Below are 17,991 nucleotides of genomic sequence, written 5' to 3' on the forward strand. Positions count from 1 at the left end.
GTTTCTAAGCTCTCTGTTTCGCCGCAGTCAATCGAGAAGACGATATTGCTGGTTTTCTTAGCACAAATCATTGTGCCTAAACCCGTGTTCTATGGTTTTTGCAAATAAATTTTAAAATATTTTAAGCTGCGAGATTTAAATCTTTCTCATATGGTCTATCTTTTAGTACTGCTGCAAACGCCCTGCTAATTAATTTATTTCTAAGTACGTTCAGCACTGATGAATGATGCTTACCCTCCTTTATTTTTCTATCATAGTACCTTTTGAACTCATTATCTTTTTTTATGGTGTTAAGCGCACACATCGTTAGTAGGGTTTTAATTCTTTTATTTGCCAAATGGCTGACCTTTGGTTTTCCTTTCAATGTTGTACCAGATGTATTGCCAAAGGGTGCCAGCCCGCAGTAGCAGGCAAACTTTCTTGGGTTTTCGAATAAAGTAAAGCCTTGGGTTAGTACCACAATGAACATTGCTGTCTGTGCACCAATGCCATGTACTGTTTTTACGAGGTTATATTGCTTTTCAAGTATGCTGTCTTCTTTTACACAGGCTAGAAGTTTTTCCTCCAGCATTTTAATCCTGATGTCGTATTCATTAATTAGTGATTTTCTAATATCCAGGGTAAAATCTGCAGATTCCTTATCGAAAACCTCAAGCTCTCCCGTGGCATTTTTCAATGCGGTTTGCTGTTTTACCAATTGCTTTCTACAGCTCAACAAGTGTTTTAATTTACTGATGGTCTTGCCCGGCAGTTTAAAAAGAATTGCCTTGCGCCTGTGCAGAAAGCCATAGTTGGCTATCTCTGCTGCATCCGCTTTGTCTGACTTGCCACGTTTTAAACCCAGTGAACATTTCAGCCTGAGTGCATTCTCCACCCACAGATTGCCACCTTGTTCATCGAAAAAGGTACAGATTGAGAGCGTGTAAAGTCCAGTGTCCTCAGCACAGAAAAACATGTCTGAAACCAGAAAACCACTAATCTGATTCATCCAGAATACCATCTTTGAACAGCCTTCATCACTGTTTTCAAAGCATTCATGGAACTGCTTGTCTGGGTTCTCAGCAAGAAAAAATACAACATCTATTTTCAATTTTGAAACATCGATGCCTGCAAATAATCTGTAATTCATAACTTTGGGTTGTTAAGTGGAATAAAATAACCTTAATGTTGAATAAAACTAAATCCCTTAACGGTCCGGCTAAGACTAAAATTCTATATGGTTCTTGTTCAACAAACGGAAGTGCTCTGATACGGGTTTTAGATATTTAATCTAGACAGAGTAATAGTTCAGCACTGCCGTTAAGGTTTTTATACAAATCTCAAACTTTTTTGATTATAACAAACCTAAGGGATAGAACCAAATAGCTCCCGATTTTCTCGGGACTATGGGTGATAGCGGGACTGATGGCCGCCATTAAAACCAATCGTTGCTTTTCAAAAAACTATCGTGCTATTTCTTTAATTGGTTTATAAATTCAATAAACTTTTTATTAGCGTAATTTGCAATGCCTTCGTTTTTAAAAGCAAAGCGACCTTTCTTATCAAAAATTACAGTGGTGGGTAATGACCCGGAAAAAATTTGCTCAGGAATTTGGCTTTCTGCCTTGTAAACAGGCATTTCATGTTTTCTATCAGCCATAAACTTTATCGATTTTGGCAAATTACTATCTGCATCTACGAATAAAAAAACTAAATCTTTGTCGTTTTTGAACTGATTATATAATTTATTTATTGATGGTAATTCTGCCCTGCAAGGCGGACACCAGGTTGCCCAAAAATTTAGAAAAATCACCTTACCTTCTAAGCTGTGCAGATCAGTTATTTCTCCTTTCGCATTACTAAATTTTATACCCGACAAATCCATTTTCGGAGTTTCAGTTTTCTCAACTTTTGGCGAGAATAAACCAACTTCCATTAAGCCTCGCATTAAAAAGGCTTTAGCATCGGGCACAAAAATTATAAGTAAAAGGAAAGCTATTAATAAGGTGCTAACTATATTTTTCTTGATGAATTTCATGAGTTTCAATCTATATTATTTTTCTCATTTTTAAAAGCAATAAATACAAACCAAAGATTAACAATTGGTATGGCAAGAACTTTTCCAGGAAATAAAAGTATTTGACTGTATATTATAAAACGGTTAATATCATCGGTATAACGAAACGGATTATCTATAAAACCTAAAAAACCCATATTATCTAAATTGGGTTTTGGGTAAACGTAATAGGAAACGCATAAATAGATAATTATTAAGCCTGTGATGAGCATTGCGTTAGATAATTCGTAATAGTGAAAGCGATTGAAAGGCCCTATGTAAATGATAAACCCGACGACAAGAAGTGAAGTTAAACCAGCAGCAAGAATCCAAATTCGTGGCCAGTTTAACCTGCGGTGACCAGTTTCAAAATCACCGGTTGGTCCGGGATTATTTATTTCAAATAACCATTCAAATATCGACATTTATCTAATCTTTTAATCCTAACCTAAATTTTCTGGCAGTATCTTTTGCAATGTCGTAACCGGCATCTGCATGGCGGATAACGCCCATTGCGGGGTCATTATGTAAAACACGTTTTATTCTTTTTTCAGCCTCTGGCGTTCCATCAGCTACAATTACCATACCGGCGTGGATTGAATAACCAATACCAACACCACCACCATGATGCAGAGAAACCCAACTTGCACCGCCGGCGGTATTTATCAAGGCATTTAAAATTGGCCAGTCGGCAACCGCATCAGAGCCATCGAGCATGGCTTCTGTTTCGCGGTTAGGTGAAGCAACCGAGCCGGTATCCAGATGATCTCTACCAATAACAATTGGCGCTTTCACCTTTCCTTCTGCAACCAGCTTATTAAAAGCTAGTCCGGCTTTTTCTCTTTCGCCTTGCCCTAGCCAGCAAATGCGTGCTGGCAAACCCTGAAAAGCAATACGTTCCTGAGCCATTTTTATCCAACGGTGTAAGCTTTCGTTTTCTGGGAAAAGCTCTAATATTAGTTTATCGGTTTCATAAATATCTTGTGGGTCGCCACTTAAAGCTGCCCAACGAAATGGTCCTTTTCCTTCACAAAATAATGGGCGAATGTATGCCGGAACAAAACCTGGAAAATCGAAAGCATTTTGTATGCCAACCTCTAAAGCACGACCGCGAAGGTTGTTACCGTAATCAAAAGTGATGGCGCCTCTTTTTTGTAACTCAAGCATCAGTTGAACATGTTTTGCCATTGTTGAATACGATTTTGACACATATTCATCAGGATTATTTTTACGTAAACTAGCCGCTTCTTCAACGTTTAAACCTTGTGGAAAATAGCCAATTAATGGATCATGAGCAGATGTTTGGTCGGTTAAAGTATCTGGTGTGATGTTCCTGTCGATCAATCTTTGTAAAAGCTCGACGGCATTGCAAACAACTCCAATAGAAATGGCCTTTTCATCTTTTGTATATTGTAGTGCCTTATCTATCGCTTCATCTATATCATAAATAATTTCATCGATGTATCTGGTTTCCAAACGCTTCTTAATTCGCCATTCTTCAACCTCAGCAGCTAAACAAACGCCTTCGTTCATGGTAATGGCTAAAGGTTGTGCCCCGCCCATGCCACCCAAACCTGCAGTAACATTTAGCTTACCTTTTAAGCTGCCATTGAAATGCTTTTTTGCTAATGCAGCATAAGTTTCATAAGTACCCTGAACAATACCTTGAGAGCCGATGTAAATCCACGAGCCGGCTGTCATTTGCCCGTACATCATTAAACCTTTATCTTCCAATTCATCGAAATGTTTCTGCGTTGCCCATTTTGGAACAAGTTGTGAGTTGGAAATCAAAACCCTGGGTGCATCAGCATGCGTAGGTAACACGGCAACAGGTTTGCCCGATTGGATTAAAAGCGTTTCGTCATTTTCCAAATCCTTAAGTGCAGCTACAATTAAACTTAACGATTCCTTATTCCTGGCAGCTTTACCTCTCCCCCCATAAACGATTAAATCTTCCGGGCGCTCGGCAACATCAGGGTCCAGGTTGTTTAACAGCATACGTAAGGCGGCTTCCTGTATCCAACCTTTACAAGTCAGTTCAGCACCTGTTGGCGTCTGTTTCTGGCTTAAGTTTAAACCAATGGTTAGCTTTGTCGTCATAATTACTATAAAGGCAATGTTACTTTCCAAAGATATATAATTGCATACTAATTGCTAATTTTGGCAAGTTGAAAAAGCACAAGCAACATATTAACCATTTGCTATCAGTATTTATGCTGATGGTTTTTGCTATTGCATTAACGCCATGGAATATTATCCACCATCACCAGCAAGCGCCGGTAACGGTAAAGGAAGTTAACTGTAAACATTTAAGCCACGTACAGGCGCATGCAGATAACTGTTTAATTTGTAATGCCGGCTTTGAAAAGAACTATGTTCATACCGCGTTTCTTTATAAAATTTATCTTTCGGTAAAAATATTCGGACAAACCGAAGCCACTTTAAAAAGTTTTTACACCGAGATAAAGCGAACCTCGTTACGAGGACCACCGCTGGTTTAATTTTTTCTTCTGAGGCATATTCATGCCACAACAATTATTCATTTTTTATTGTGAGATAGAAAAGGCATCGCTTTGCATGCTTAAATTTTCTATTTCAAAATTTTAAACAAACAGACATGAAAAAATTACAGCTTATAGGCTTCGTAATTCTATATACATTATTTAGCATTAACACTTTTGCCAACACCCTGCAAGATATAAAAGGTAAAGTTTTTGATTCGGAAAGTAACCAGCCATTGCCAGGTGCTACCATATTTATCCCCGATTTGAAAGTTACCGCCGTAACCAATGCCGATGGAGAATTTACTTTGAAAAACCTTCCATCAAAAGGAACTTACCTTGTTGAAGTTCATTACATTGGATATAAAGAAGTTGCAAAACTTGTAAATTTTAGTAGTACAGCTCCAATTGAATTTTCGTTAAAATCTACAGCGATTGAAACCAAAGAAGTAGTAATTACCGGAACGCTGATTAGTAGTACAAGCAGACGAAACAGCGCTTCATCTGCAGTTGTAGGGAAAGACCAACTTTTAGCACCATCTACAAATCTAATTGATGCATTAGCTAAAGTTCCGGGGGTTTCGCAAATTACCACGGGTCCATCAATCTCAAAACCAGTTATAAGAGGTTTAGGCTATAACAGGATTGTAACTTTAGATGATGGAATTAAACAACAAGGGCAACAATGGGGCGATGAACACGGAATAGAAATCGACCAGTTTAAATCTGACCGGGTAGAAATTTTACGTGGTGCTGCATCATTAATGTATGGTTCGGATGCACTTGGTGGCGTTATAAATTTACTAGAGCCTAGCACCGCACCAGAAGGGCAAGTGAAAGGTGAGTTTGTAACCAATTACTCGAACAACAACGGCTTAACCGCAAATTCATTAATGCTGAATGGCAATGAAAATGGCTTTGTGTGGAGAGCCAGAGGTACTTATAAAAATGCCCACTCTTTTAACACACCCACAGGTTATTTTCCAAATTCAGGTTTTAATGAAACCGATTTGAGTGCAATGATTGGCTTAAACAAAAGCTGGGGATATACCCATTTAAACGTTTCAAATTTTAGAAATAACATTGGTTTTTTTGAAGGAGGAACAGATGCCAACGGAAATTTTGTTAAAGAAGGTGGCGACCCGTTTTTAGATAGCGATTTTAAAAGCAGAACTTTAGATTACCCTCGTCAGGACATTAGACATTTTAAAATTGCTTTAAATAACAATTTTGTTTTAGGTAATGGCAATTTAAAAGCTGATTTTGGTTACCAGCAAAATCAACGTAGAGAATTGGAAGACGGGCCAGACCCATCATTATTTTTCGACCTTAAAACTTACACCGGCGATTTAAAATACTATATCCATGAAACGAATGGATGGCAGCCAGTTTTTGGTTTAAGTGCAGATGCAGGCAAAAGCTTAAACAAAGGCGAAGAGTTTTTAGTGCCAGATTATAACACTTATGGTATTGGTGCTTTTGCTTATGCAAAAAAGAACTGGGAAAAAAACACTTTCAGTATTGGCGCACGTTATGATTTTCGTAAAAATAACGGAAAACAATTAATTGCCGAAGGCGAAGAAGTTTTTGCGCCGTTTGAAAATAAATTTTCGAATGTTAGCGGTGCTTTAGGCTTTACGCATCAGTTTAATGATGAATTGAATTTTAAAGCAAACGCTGGTTCTGCATTCAGGGCACCAAACCCGGCAGAATTAGGCTCGAATGGTATTCATGAAGGAACTTTTAGATATGAAATCGGCAATGCAAATTTAAGTCCGGAGCGCAGTTACCAGGTTGATGCCGCCTTAGAATATGAGGGTAAAATTGTAAGCGCTAGCGCGAGCATTTACAACAACTACGTTGATAATTTTATTTATGCATCAAACAATGGCGAAACCATTGTTGCCGAAGGCGATGTTTACCCTGTTTACAGATACGGACAAGTTAATGCGAACCTTTATGGGGCTGAGGCAACGTTAACCATTCACCCGGTTTCTTTCATTCATTTTGAAAATACTTTCGGTTATGTACATGCGCAAAACACTACGCTAAATCGTCCTTTGGCTTTTATCCCGGCAGGTACATTAAGAAATGAGTTACGTTTTGAACCAAAAATTAAAGGTACAAATGATGCGTATGTTTCTGTTGGAATTAATTCTGCTTTCAAACAAAATCGTGTTGACGATGTTTTCGAAACGCCAACAAGTGGTTACACACTTTTAAATGCCGGAATTGGCGCAACCTTTAACTTAGGCAAACAGCCGATACGTTTTTCAGTATCGGCAAATAATTTATTAAATCAAAGATATTATGATGCTCTGAGCAGATATAAACCTGGTCGTTTCGACTATGAAAACCCAAGCCTTGGTGTTTTTAACCCAGGAAGAAATATAACCTTTGGGTTGTATGTGCCATTTACTTTGGCAAAATAACGAGGAAGATCATCCCGATTTAACTCAAAAACGCTCCTGATTTATTGGGAGCGTTTTTTATGAAAACCTATTTTTTAAAAGTTTCTCTTTTAGCTCTTACATATTGATTTGGCCATTCAATATTATCACCTAAAATCTGTGCGGCATGAGTTGGAAAATAAGCATCTCTTAAAGATTCGCGAGCAATAAAAATCAAATCGGCTTTTCCTTGCTGCAAAATATCCTCTGCCTGATTTGCATCTACAATAACACCTACAGCACCAGTGTAAATACCAATTTCATTGCGGATTTTATCGGCAAAAGGAACCTGATAATTTGGTCCTGCCGGGATAAACGCATCCGGAACGTTGCCACCAGATGAGGTATCAATTAAATCAACGCCTTTATCTTTTAAAACCGCAGCCAGTTGCAACGAATCATTTTCATTCCATCCACCTTCTGTCCAATCTGTTGCAGAAATGCGTACAAATAATGGTAATTCCTGTGGCCAAACCGATTGCACTGCCTCAACAACATCTATCACGAAACGAATTCTGTTTTCGAAACTTCCGCCATAAATATCATTTCGTTTATTGCTAATCGGACTAAAAAACTGATGTAAAAGATAACCATGTGCCGCATGAACTTCTACAACTTTATAGCCTGCTTCTACTGCTCGCTTTGCCGCAGCTCTAAATGCAAAAACAATTTCCTGAATTTCTTCAATACTCAATTCATGTGGTGCTTTCTGACCGCTTTTAAACGGAACTGGAGATGGCGCAACTGTTTGCCAACTGTTTTCTCCTTCGGCGATTTGTTCTCCACCGTTCCATGGCAACTCGCAACTTGCTTTTCTTCCGGCGTGAGCCAATTGAATACCGGCAATTGCTCCGTTTTCATGAATAAAAGATACAATTTGCTTTAATTTATCGAGGTGTTCATCTTTCCAGATACCTAAATCTGCATGAGTAATTCTACCTTCTGGCATTACAGCTGTAGCTTCCTGAATGATTAATCCGGCGCCACCAACAGCTCTGCTTCCAAGATGCACTAAATGCCAATCGTTCGCAAAACCATCTACCGCCGAATACTGGCACATCGGTGAGATTACAATCCTATTTTTTAGGGTGATATCCTTTAACTTAAAAGGAGAAAATAATTTAGACATGCGTGTTTTGATTTTTGTAATATATTGAAATATGTAAGTCTGAGCCTATCGGAGACTTAATAATTGTATTCGAAAGGCTCAAACTGACAAGTAAAAGTAGTAAGCTTGAATTTAAAATCCTGTGTTTTTAAGTTCTTTGTTTATAAATTCAATTTCTTCAGAACTTAATTTTACTTTTACTGCCTCAGCATTTTGTTTAGATTGATCTGCATTTCTGGCACCTGCCAAGGCTATTGTTATACCAGGTCTTTCAATTGTCCAACGCAAAACCAATTGAGACAATGTTGCATTTTTTTCATCAGCCAAAGGCTTAATTTTTGCCAAAAAAGCATTTGTTTTTTCTATGCTTTCTGGCGTGAAAAATGGGTTTCCCTGACGATGATCTCCTGCTTCAAATTTATGGTCTGCTTTTAATTTACCTGTCAATAAGCCTCTTTCCATTGGGCTGTAAGCCAAAACAGCTTTGTTTTTTTTAATACAATATGGCACGGTTTCGTCCTCAACACCACGATTAACCATACTGAATGGAATTTGATTTGAAACAATTTCCAAGGTCTTATCAGCTTCTTTTAGTTGCGCTACATCGTAATTACAAACTCCGGCGTAACGAACTTTTCCTTGCTCAATTAATTTGCTCACCGCTTCAAAAGTTTCGCTAATTGGAGTTGTTGTATCTGGCCAATGAATTTGATATAAATCGATGTAATCTGTGCCTAATCTTTTTAAAGACTGCTCACATTCGTAAATCACACTTTCTTTACCTGCATATTTGTAAATATCAATCTCCTTACCAGAATTATCTTTGCTCTTGAAACCAAAGTCGCCTTTGGCTAAATCCCAACGCATCCCAAATTTGGTAACAATTTGCAATTTGTCTCTCGAGATTCCTTTAATTGCATCACCAACAATTTCTTCACTATCACCTTGACCGTAAATTGGAGCGGTATCTATAGAAGTTACACCTAAATCATACGAAGCTTTGATGGCTTCTATTGCATCATTTCTATCAGTGCTTCCCCACATCCAACCACCGGCGGCCCATGCACCGAACGTAATTACCGAAAGTTCTAAATCTGAATTTCCAATTCTTCTGTATTCCATATTATTTCTTTAAAATTTTATCAACCGCATAACTATTATACGGAAGGTATGCCAATAAGATTGATAAAAATGCCACGTGGATAAGCTGCGATGGTAAAGCCTCCCAATTTTCTATCATAGTTGTACCAAAAATTAATGCCAGCGATGTTACGCCAGCTAGCAGCAACCCTTGCCTGGTAAACAAGCCAATTAAAATCATTAAGCCTGCTACAAACTCCAATATTGGAAGCGTATAACTAAATGGCAAAACCAGCGCATCGGGTAAAATAGATTTTTCAAACTGGCCCATCATCCACTTACTAAAGCCATCAAGCTTAGGTAAACGCACCAATCCATGTCCAAAAAAGCTTAAACCAATGGCCAATCTGCTAATTAAATAGCCTAAATTTTTATCCATAGCAACATTATTATCATATAAATATACAATTGGCTAAGGCCTGATGTTTGGTTGTAAAGTATATTAAACTCACATTTTACATAAACTTTATAATGGAAGAGAAAAAAGATCAGAAATAATTTGGTGATGTGAAAAATAGAAGATACTTTAGTGTATTATTTAACTAATACAGTAGAGATGATAAAAATTGACAATCTTAATTTTGGTTACAGCAAGCATAAGCTATTATTTAAAAACATGAGCATGCAACTTAGCAATGGTCATATTTATGGTTTGCTTGGCAAAAATGGTGCGGGCAAATCTACGCTCCTAAAGAATTTGGCTGGTTTGGTTTATGCCCAAAGCGGAACTTTGGATGTAATGGGTTTTAACCCTGCAAAGCGCCAGCCACAGCTTCTGGAGCAAATTTGTTTTATACCTGAGGAATTGTATTTGCCATCGGTAAAAATTGATGCGTATTTGAAAGCAAATGCACCTTTCTACAAAAACTTTAATCATGAATATTTTGATTCGTTAATTAAAGAATTCGATATCCCGGCAGGCAACAAACTTATTAATATGAGTTATGGCCAAAGGAAGAAATTCATTATTGCGTTTGGTTTGGCAACGGAAGCAAAGCTGATTATTATGGACGAGCCCACAAATGGTTTGGATATCCCTTCCAAAGCTCAGTTTAGAAAAATAATGGCTTCAGCTTTAACCGAAGATAAATGTATAATTATCTCAACACACCAGGTTAGAGATTTGGATAATCTCATAGACACCGTTATTATGCTTGATGATAATGATGTAGCATTGAAGGCATCGGTACAAGAAATTACTGAAAAATTGACTTTTAAAAAAATAAAAGAAGTTGATGAAAGCATCATCTATGCAGAGCCATCATTATCTGGCTTTAACGCCGTAATGCCCAACTATCATAACGAAGAAAGCAGACTGGATATGGAATTGTTATTTAACGCTATCCTGGCAGAAAAAACCAAGTTTAAACCATTATTTAATTAAGCGATGAACAATACATTTAACATTAACCGTTTCGGGTTATTACTAAAAAGACAATGGTTAGATTTTGGAAAGATATACCTGGTAAGTCTGCTTGTAATTATGGGGATAATTATAGGCTTTTACGCCTGGAATGCGCCATCGCCGTTAAGATTTAATAACTATGATACTGATGGCAATCTTGATATGCGATTTAGATATGGTTTATTCCTAATTTTAGGCTTTCTTTTTATAAGTATTGTTGCGAGCAGCTATTTTGCCTCACTCGGACAAAAAGCAAGGGCTATTCTTGAGCTAATGAACCCAGCATCTTCATTTGAAAAATTTTTAGCAGGTGTATTTTATACTGCAATTTTTAGTTTGGCTACTTATCTGATACTATTTTACCTGGTCGATTTATCTTTCGTAAAATACATTAATTCAAATCTTTCTGAATATAAATTTGATGAGGCTAGAATTTCGGCAGTAAAACCCGCAGAAAGCATTGCAGCTCAACTTTTTGATGATGCACACTACAGAACTTACCTATTGTATTTTATTTCTGTACCCTTTTTGGTTACCAGCGTGTTTTTATTAGGATCAATCTATTTCAACCGATTTCATTATATAAAAACAGCTATTTCAGTAATGCTTTTTATCGGTGCCGCGAGTTACATCATTTATAAGTCAGCAAGCTTTTTTACACGCAATATGGTAAATGTAAATCATAGTGTTAGTGAGCATAAAGAGGACCTTGCCTTTTTACTAATCTTCTTGATAACAACAGCTTTAACATTAATTTTTTGGGCCATTGCATACATCCGCCTAAAAGAAAAAGAGGTTTAATTTTTAATTGGTATACACATGGAATTTAGAGATAATAAGGCAATATACCTTCAAATAGCAGATTATGTTTGCGAACACATTCTGTTAGGAAAATGGAAAGCCGACGAGAAAGTACCTTCTGTAAGAGAATTAGCTGTACAAATGGAAGTAAACCCAAATACTGTTATGCGCACTTACGAATTACTTCAAAATAAGGGCATTATTAACAACAAGAGAGGCATTGGTTTTTTTGTTGATGAACATGCAATCGATAATGTTAAAAGTTATCGTAAAGTTCAGTTTATTGATGATGAATTACCGGTGGTTTTTAGAAACATCTATTTACTAAACATCGGTTTTGATGAACTTGAGGCCAAATACAAATCATTTGTTAAAGAAAATTTTAACGCTTAAAACATGAAAACAAGTAATAAATTATTAATCGCCTTAGCCGTTTCGCTAATCATAATACCAATCATTGTAATTGCGGTAAATGTTAAAATGAATTACAAAAACGAAAAGGCTTTCTATAAAAATTTAAAAGAAAATACAGAACTTAAATCTACATTAGATGGTTACACGAGCAAAGAATTACCACAATTTTCTGCCGTAAGTTTAAAAGATGGCAACGATGCTTATGTGAATTTTGTTATTATAAAAAGTGATAAATCCGGCATCAAAATCCCAACTGATTTAATGGAAATTTATGATGTTAAAGTTGATAATAATGGTATCCTTCAGTTTGAGTTGAAAAATGCAGACAAGAAATTAAAATATTCTTTAACAGCCTATATTTATTCCAATAATGTTAAGGCTTTTGATATTGCAAAAGCCGCCGGGTTTACTTTAGATATTAAAACCGATTCGGTTATTATCAATGCGAAAGATATAAATCGTTTAAATTTTCAAGAATTAACGGAGATAGACCATCTAAAAATTAATACCGATAAGGTTGCTGATTTGAGTTTCGACAGCAATAAAATTAACAACGTTGATGTAATTTTAAATAATTCAAATTTTAGAAGTTTAAAATCAATGTTTAAAACCATTAATATTGATGCTTTAGGGAAATCGAACATCGAAATTTATGGTGATGCAAAAGAAAAGCATCAGCTTAGTGATTTGATGATTAAAACAGCCGGCAAAACAAAATTAAACATCGATGCTATTCAAGTGCTTAAATCTTCAGGCAGTTTATCCGATTCGACGAAGGTAAATGCTTCAGCATCAATAATTAAATCAATGTTTAATAAATAGATAAATTCTAACTCAGTAAGTTTTGTGCTTCAAATTTCTGCATAAAATTTACTGAGTTTTTTATATCATCAGCCAAAATTCTATCGGCATCATTAAAAGAAACATATTGGCGGTAAGCATTCCAGATTTCTTCTACTCTTTTTGATGATTTTAAAGGCCTTCTCAAATCCAAAGCCTGGCAAGCCGTTAATAATTCAATCGCCAGTATATTTTCTAAGTTATTAACCACACGTAAACATTTGGTTGCGCCATTTGCACCCATACTTACATGATCTTCCTGTCCGTTGCTACTTACAATACTATCAACTGATGATGGTGTACAAAGTTGTTTATTTTCACTCACGATTGATGCAGCAGTATATTGCGCTATCATCAAGCCAGAATTTAAACCTGCATTTTTAACTAAGAAGGGCGGCAAACCGCGTTGTCCGGATATTAATTGAAAAACTCTTCTTTCGGATATTGAGCCAAGTTCTGCTAAGGCAATACATAGAAAATCTAAACTCAGTGCTAATGGTTGTCCGTGGAAATTCCCGGCAGATATAATTCTGTCTTCCTCCGGAAAAACATTCGGGTTATCCGTAACAGAATTAATTTCAGTCTCAAAAACAGAGCTAATATAAGTTATGCTATCTTTACTGGCGCCATGTACTTGTGGCACACACCTAAATGAATATGGGTCTTGAGTTTGCTTGCCTGATTGTTGTATAATCTCACTACCACTCAAAAAATTTTGTATAAAATCAGCGGTTTCCAGCTGACCTTTATGCGGCCTAATCTGATGGCTTAACGCATCAAAAGGTTCAATTCTACAATCAAAAGCATCAATAGAAATTGCAGCAATTTTATCTGCCCAGCTTAGCAACTGATTTGTTTTTATCAACATGTGAATACCATAGGCACTCATAAATTGTGTTCCGTTTATTAAAGCCAAACCCTCTTTAGATTGCAAATCCAGCGGTTGCCAGCTTAATTTTTTATAAAGCTCGGTAGTTTTAATTTTTTTATTTTGATAAATCACTTCGCCCTCGCCAATAAGTGGTAAAGCCAAATGAGCTAGCGGCGCCAAATCTCCAGATGCACCCAAAGAACCTTGCGTATAAACAACAGGAAAAATATGATGTGTATAAAAATCTACTAAACGTTCTACGGTTTTAAGCGAAACTGCAGAGAAACCATAGCTAAGTGATTGTATTTTTAACAGCAACATTAACTTTACAATTTCCTGAGGCACCTCTGCACCCGTTCCGCAGGCATGAGAAAGCAATAAATTATGCTGCAAAGTTGTTAAATGTTGGTGTTCTACTTTAACGTTCTGTAAGTAACCAAAGCCAGTATTAATTCCGTAAACAGGCTCATTATTAAGCTTTAACTTGTTATCAAGGTAAGTTCTGCATTTCGTAATTCTCTCTTTTGCCACATCGCCAAGGGCGATGGTATAATGGCCTTTTATGATTTTAGAAATAATTTTTATGCTCAAAGGCTGCTCACCTATATAAAAAACGGGCATGGTTTTTAGTCTATTTGGTTGGCTCAAAATTATAAATTAAGTCGGTTAGCAAATTAAATTGCAATAAAATATTTTACACATGAGAAAACTTTTCCTATTTATATCGATTACCGTTCTTTCGTTATCAGCAACTTACGCACAAAAAATAGATACATTATCAATTAATTTAGAAAATGTAAATTATCCTTATGCATTAAAATATTTGCCTCTAAATGTTGATGGGCAGGACATCAAAATGGCTTACATGGATGTTGCACCAACTATTAAACCTAATGGCAGAACGGTAATGCTTTTTCATGGGAAAAATTTTGGCGGCTACTATTGGGGCAACCTAATTAGGGCTTTAACAGGTGTTGGTTTTAGAGTAATAGCTCCGGATCAGATAGGTTTCGGACGTTCATCTAAACCCATTATAAATTATACATTTGAGCAGCTTGTTAATTGGAACAAAAAGCTATTAGATTCCTTGGGTATCCAAAAAACATCTATTTTAGGACATAGCATGGGCGGTATGTTAGCAACCAGATTTGCCTTAATGTATCCCGATAGGATGGAAAAACTCCTTTTAGAAAACCCGATTGGACTAGAGGATTACAAAACATTTGTACCGGCATCAACCGTTGAGGAACAGTACCAACGCGAATTGAAAAATACTGCCGAAAGCATTCGCAAATATTACAGAAGTTCATATTTTACCGTTTGGAAACCTGATTACGAATATTTGGTAAACATTGGTGCGGGTGTAACTTTTAGCGCCGATTACCCAAGATATGCGAAAGTTGCAGCGCTGACTTACAATATGATTTACAACCAGCCTGTTGTTGATGAGTTTAAAAATCTTAAAGTACCTACAATTTTATTTATTGGCAAAGATGATAAAACCATTGTTGGAAAAGGTTTACTCAACGCCGACCAGCAAGCCATCCACGGGTTATACCGGTTTTTAGGAAAGAATACAGCTTTAAAAATTCCAGGCTCAAAAATTGTAGAATTTGATGCTTGCGGACACATTCCACACATAGAAATTACGACAGAATTTTTGGTAGCCTTAACTGGAAGCTTATAACATTTAATTAATTTCTTTCCCGGTGATTTTTGTGATGCCTTCTAAGTCGAAATCAGATTCAGAGCCTGCGGATTTTATTTTACCATAAAGTTCTAATCTGGTATGGCCGCTAGATATCATTCCTGTGGTTAAATCAACCTGGGCATCACCAATATTTAAACCCTTTAAATCGGTTTGAGTTTTTGTTCCCATAACTTCAAATTCGCCTTTGGATAAAAGATTACCACTTACCGTTAGTACGCCAATATTTCCTTTCACTTCCTTTAAGGTGTATTTCGTTGTTGATTCTATCGGCATGGTAATGTTTACTTTTGAAACGATTGTCCAACTATCACCAACTTTAACCGGTTTATCCGGGAAAATTTTTAACGCAGATTCCATGGTTTGTTTAATCACTTCGGCATTAAACTGCTTAGAAAGCGAAGCTTTAACTGCTCTAATTTGAGCCGTATCGGTTGTAATTTTACCAACCATATCGGTAACCATTTTTTCTACACCGGAAACCGATTTAACGCTACCGTTTGCACTCAGAAGCATACTAAAACTTGCATTCTTTAACCCGGAAAATGGGTTTGGTTTACCAACTTCATTAATATCCGAATCCAGAATTAGCTCGTTGCCCATGCCGGCAGATTTTATCCGAACACGATTGTAAACCACTTTTATATTTTTATCCAAAGCTTTGGCTTCAGTAATTTCAAATGTATAATCGGTACCAACATTTTGAATATAATTGGATTCCTTTCCATCAACTTTCTGACTAATAATCTGGTCGGAATTTATAGTGTAAGCGTACTTTTTACCTACAGGAAAAGATTGTTTAAGCGTGTAAGTTTTTTGAGCAAAGCTGCTTGTAACGATTAAAAAGCAGGCAATTGTGGTTAAGAGTTTCATAGAATGATTTTTTGTTATTTTGCTGGTTGTTGGGCAAAAATCCTGCTCAGTTGTAGGTATAGTTCCGGATGTTTTTCTTTAAACAAATATGGTTTTTCGAAGAAATATTCTGAAACTACTGCAAAAAATTCTGCTTCATTTGTTATTGCATAAGGATTTATATCCGATTTATTATCTTCTATCCTTTCAATTTCTTCACGCATCATTTTTAGCCAGGGTAAAGTATATTCATGGGCCATTAAATTTTCTGGAATGCCGTCAGTTGCTCCATCAGATTTATCCAATAAATGTACAAATTCATGAATGGCAGTATTTTCTTTACCAGCGCTTTTAGAAAATCCATGCCTTAACGCCGACCGCGATAAAATCATTTGCCCATTCATGTATCCACTACCAACCATACCCATAATATTTCTTTCGCCACCTTCAAACTGGAAATCTTTGTTAAAAGTATCAGGATATAGCAAAACGCTGCTCAGGTTTTTATATTGCCAATCATCGAAACCAAAAATCGGTATCACAGCACTAGAGGCAATTAGCAATTCATCTAAAGTTGTTAACTCCAGCTCAATGCCTTCAATGCGAACGGAAGCGAAAAAATCGGCCACCTTTTGCTCAAAACGGAGTTTATCAGCCTTATCTAATTTTTGATAAAAGCCTACATAATCATTTAAAATTTGCTTGTCAACCGCTGTTAAAGCTTCAACCTTTGGCTTTTTTTTTCGAAGGATAAAATACAAAGCAATTAAAAAAATTGGTATTAAATACGCAAATGGTAGTGAATTCATATTCTGAATTAAGGCTTAGCTTTCTAAAATTTCTAATTGGATTAAAACATCCTCACGCTTAACCGGATAAGGAATATGGTTTGTTATCGATTGATAAACAGCTTCAAAAAGCGGCAAATAGCTTCCAATTTCCGAAGGAATAATTTCTTCGGTTTTATTACCTTCTTTATTCATTGTTGTTAATAAACCTTCCTTACCTTTTGCTTCTACCCCGTAACCATCATCAGTTAATTTCATTCCAGAAAGTAATTGTTCTTCCTGGCTATCACTGCGGTCTTTAATAAAACTTCCATTTACACCATGCAAAACAAAGGCTGCCTGTGGGTTTACAACTAACATGCTCGAGGTTACAAAAACATTTACGCTATCTTCATAATTCAACTGAATGGTAAAATAATCATCAACTATAGTATCTTTTCGGTTTTTGCCTAGGGTTTTGTGATAAGAAACAGGTTTACCAAACAGACTGATAACCTGGTCTAAAAGGTGTGGGCCCAAATCATATAGTAATCCGCTGGCTTCAATAGCCTGCTCTTTAAAAGCCTTCGGACCGATAACATTTCTGTATCTATCATATCGCAGATGAAATTCATTGAGTTTACCTAATTTTCCACTCGCCAACACCTTTTTTACTGAAGCAAAGTCACTATCCCAACGGCGGTTTTGGTAAAAGAAAATTTGTTTCCCAACTGAATCTGCCACATCAAATAAAGTTTTTGCTTGTGCAGAAGTTGCTGTAAAAGGTTTTTCTACTAAAATGTGTTTACCGCTTTTTAAGGCAGCTTCTGCATGTTCGTAATGTAAATTATTTGGTGTATTAATAACCACCAACTCAATTTCCGAATCATTTAATAATTCATTAACGCTATTGTAACTTAAAATTTCAGGATAATCTGTAGCAGCTTTTTTAGTGTTTCGTTCCACAACAGCTTTTAATTTAAATCCATTATGTGCATTTAAAAAAGGTGCGTGAAATACCTTACCAGACATTCCGTATGCCAACAAACCTGCTGTTATTATTTTATCTTGATTCATATTTACTCGTTATAATGCAGGT

18 protein-coding genes are annotated in these 17,991 nt (G+C 36.4%); 7 read left to right on the plus strand and 11 right to left on the minus strand.

All coding sequences use genetic code 11. The features are described 5' to 3' along the window. Positions 1-121 precede the first annotated feature (121 nt). From LUA86_RS10055 to hutU, 4 genes are all read right to left on the minus strand, one after another. Complete coding sequence (locus LUA86_RS10055) at positions 122-1,129, minus strand: transposase (RefSeq protein ID WP_231460495.1); 1,008 nt, start codon at positions 1,127-1,129, stop codon at positions 122-124. 321 nt (positions 1,130-1,450) lie between these two features. After that, entirely contained in the window at positions 1,451-2,017 is a 567-nt protein-coding gene (locus tag LUA86_RS10060; RefSeq protein WP_231460496.1) for a TlpA disulfide reductase family protein, read from the minus strand. A 5-nt stretch (positions 2,018-2,022) separates the two neighbouring features. Beyond that, positions 2,023-2,460 carry a hypothetical protein gene (locus LUA86_RS10065; protein ID WP_231460497.1) on the minus strand — a complete coding sequence of 146 codons (438 nt, stop codon included), beginning with the start codon at positions 2,458-2,460 and terminating at the stop codon, positions 2,023-2,025. Between the two features lie 4 nt (positions 2,461-2,464). After that, positions 2,465-4,135 (minus strand): urocanate hydratase, encoded by a 1,671-nt coding sequence (gene hutU / locus LUA86_RS10070; protein ID WP_231460498.1) that lies wholly within the window; start codon positions 4,133-4,135, stop codon positions 2,465-2,467. Positions 4,136-4,203: 68 nt separating this feature from the next. Between hutU and LUA86_RS10075 the strand changes: the two genes are divergently transcribed. Both LUA86_RS10075 and LUA86_RS10080 read left to right on the plus strand, forming a co-directional pair. Then, positions 4,204-4,536, plus strand: coding sequence for a hypothetical protein (locus tag LUA86_RS10075; protein WP_231460499.1), 333 nt, complete (start codon positions 4,204-4,206; stop codon positions 4,534-4,536). Between the two features lie 116 nt (positions 4,537-4,652). Next, complete coding sequence (locus LUA86_RS10080; RefSeq protein WP_231460500.1) at positions 4,653-6,968, plus strand: TonB-dependent receptor; 2,316 nt, start codon at positions 4,653-4,655, stop codon at positions 6,966-6,968. Between the two features lie 67 nt (positions 6,969-7,035). On the opposite strand, the gene namA is transcribed toward LUA86_RS10080, so the two are convergent. The 3 genes from namA to LUA86_RS10095 all read right to left on the minus strand — a co-directional run bounded on the left by namA (position 7,036) and on the right by LUA86_RS10095 (position 9,613). Beyond that, positions 7,036-8,115: an NADPH dehydrogenase NamA gene (gene namA, locus LUA86_RS10085; RefSeq protein ID WP_231460501.1), complete on the minus strand. Its 1,080-nt coding sequence runs from the start codon at positions 8,113-8,115 to the stop codon at positions 7,036-7,038. 111 nt (positions 8,116-8,226) lie between these two features. Continuing rightward, positions 8,227-9,216 (minus strand): aldo/keto reductase, encoded by a 990-nt coding sequence (locus LUA86_RS10090; RefSeq protein WP_231460502.1) that lies wholly within the window; start codon positions 9,214-9,216, stop codon positions 8,227-8,229. Position 9,217: 1 nt separating this feature from the next. Further along, positions 9,218-9,613, minus strand: a complete 396-nt coding sequence (locus LUA86_RS10095; RefSeq protein WP_231460503.1) for a DoxX family protein — start codon at positions 9,611-9,613, stop codon at positions 9,218-9,220. Between the two features lie 177 nt (positions 9,614-9,790). Between LUA86_RS10095 and LUA86_RS10100 the strand changes: the two genes are divergently transcribed. The 4 genes from LUA86_RS10100 to LUA86_RS10115 are packed head-to-tail and all read left to right on the plus strand — an operon-like array spanning position 9,791 to position 12,676. Further along, a complete protein-coding gene (locus LUA86_RS10100) occupies positions 9,791-10,618 on the plus strand; it encodes an ATP-binding cassette domain-containing protein (RefSeq protein ID WP_231460504.1) in 828 nt (275 codons plus the stop codon). 3 nt (positions 10,619-10,621) lie between these two features. Next, complete coding sequence (locus LUA86_RS10105; RefSeq protein ID WP_231460505.1) at positions 10,622-11,440, plus strand: hypothetical protein; 819 nt, start codon at positions 10,622-10,624, stop codon at positions 11,438-11,440. Between the two features lie 18 nt (positions 11,441-11,458). Beyond that, positions 11,459-11,833: a GntR family transcriptional regulator gene (locus LUA86_RS10110; protein ID WP_231460506.1), complete on the plus strand. Its 375-nt coding sequence runs from the start codon at positions 11,459-11,461 to the stop codon at positions 11,831-11,833. Between the two features lie 3 nt (positions 11,834-11,836). After that, a complete protein-coding gene (locus LUA86_RS10115) occupies positions 11,837-12,676 on the plus strand; it encodes a hypothetical protein (RefSeq protein WP_231460507.1) in 840 nt (279 codons plus the stop codon). 7 nt (positions 12,677-12,683) lie between these two features. On the opposite strand, the gene hutH is transcribed toward LUA86_RS10115, so the two are convergent. Next, positions 12,684-14,186, minus strand: a complete 1,503-nt coding sequence (gene hutH, locus LUA86_RS10120; RefSeq protein ID WP_255713437.1) for a histidine ammonia-lyase — start codon at positions 14,184-14,186, stop codon at positions 12,684-12,686. A 79-nt stretch (positions 14,187-14,265) separates the two neighbouring features. Between hutH and LUA86_RS10125 the strand changes: the two genes are divergently transcribed. Continuing rightward, entirely contained in the window at positions 14,266-15,252 is a 987-nt protein-coding gene (locus LUA86_RS10125; RefSeq protein ID WP_231460509.1) for an alpha/beta fold hydrolase, read from the plus strand. 3 nt (positions 15,253-15,255) lie between these two features. Here LUA86_RS10125 and LUA86_RS10130 read toward each other — a convergent pair whose 3' ends face one another. The 3 genes from LUA86_RS10130 to LUA86_RS10140 are packed head-to-tail and all read right to left on the minus strand — an operon-like array spanning position 15,256 to position 17,969. Further along, positions 15,256-16,146, minus strand: coding sequence for a DUF6263 family protein (locus LUA86_RS10130; RefSeq protein WP_231460510.1), 891 nt, complete (start codon positions 16,144-16,146; stop codon positions 15,256-15,258). Positions 16,147-16,160: 14 nt separating this feature from the next. Beyond that, positions 16,161-16,934 (minus strand): zinc-dependent peptidase, encoded by a 774-nt coding sequence (locus LUA86_RS10135; RefSeq protein WP_231460511.1) that lies wholly within the window; start codon positions 16,932-16,934, stop codon positions 16,161-16,163. A gap of 15 nt (positions 16,935-16,949) precedes the next feature. Next, positions 16,950-17,969, minus strand: a complete 1,020-nt coding sequence (locus tag LUA86_RS10140; RefSeq protein ID WP_231460512.1) for a Gfo/Idh/MocA family oxidoreductase — start codon at positions 17,967-17,969, stop codon at positions 16,950-16,952. Between the last annotated feature and the right edge of the window lie 22 nt (positions 17,970-17,991).

It is taken from the genome of Pedobacter sp. Leaf132 (genome assembly GCF_920984695.1).
Taxonomy (GTDB): Bacteria; Bacteroidota; Bacteroidia; order Sphingobacteriales; family Sphingobacteriaceae; genus Pedobacter.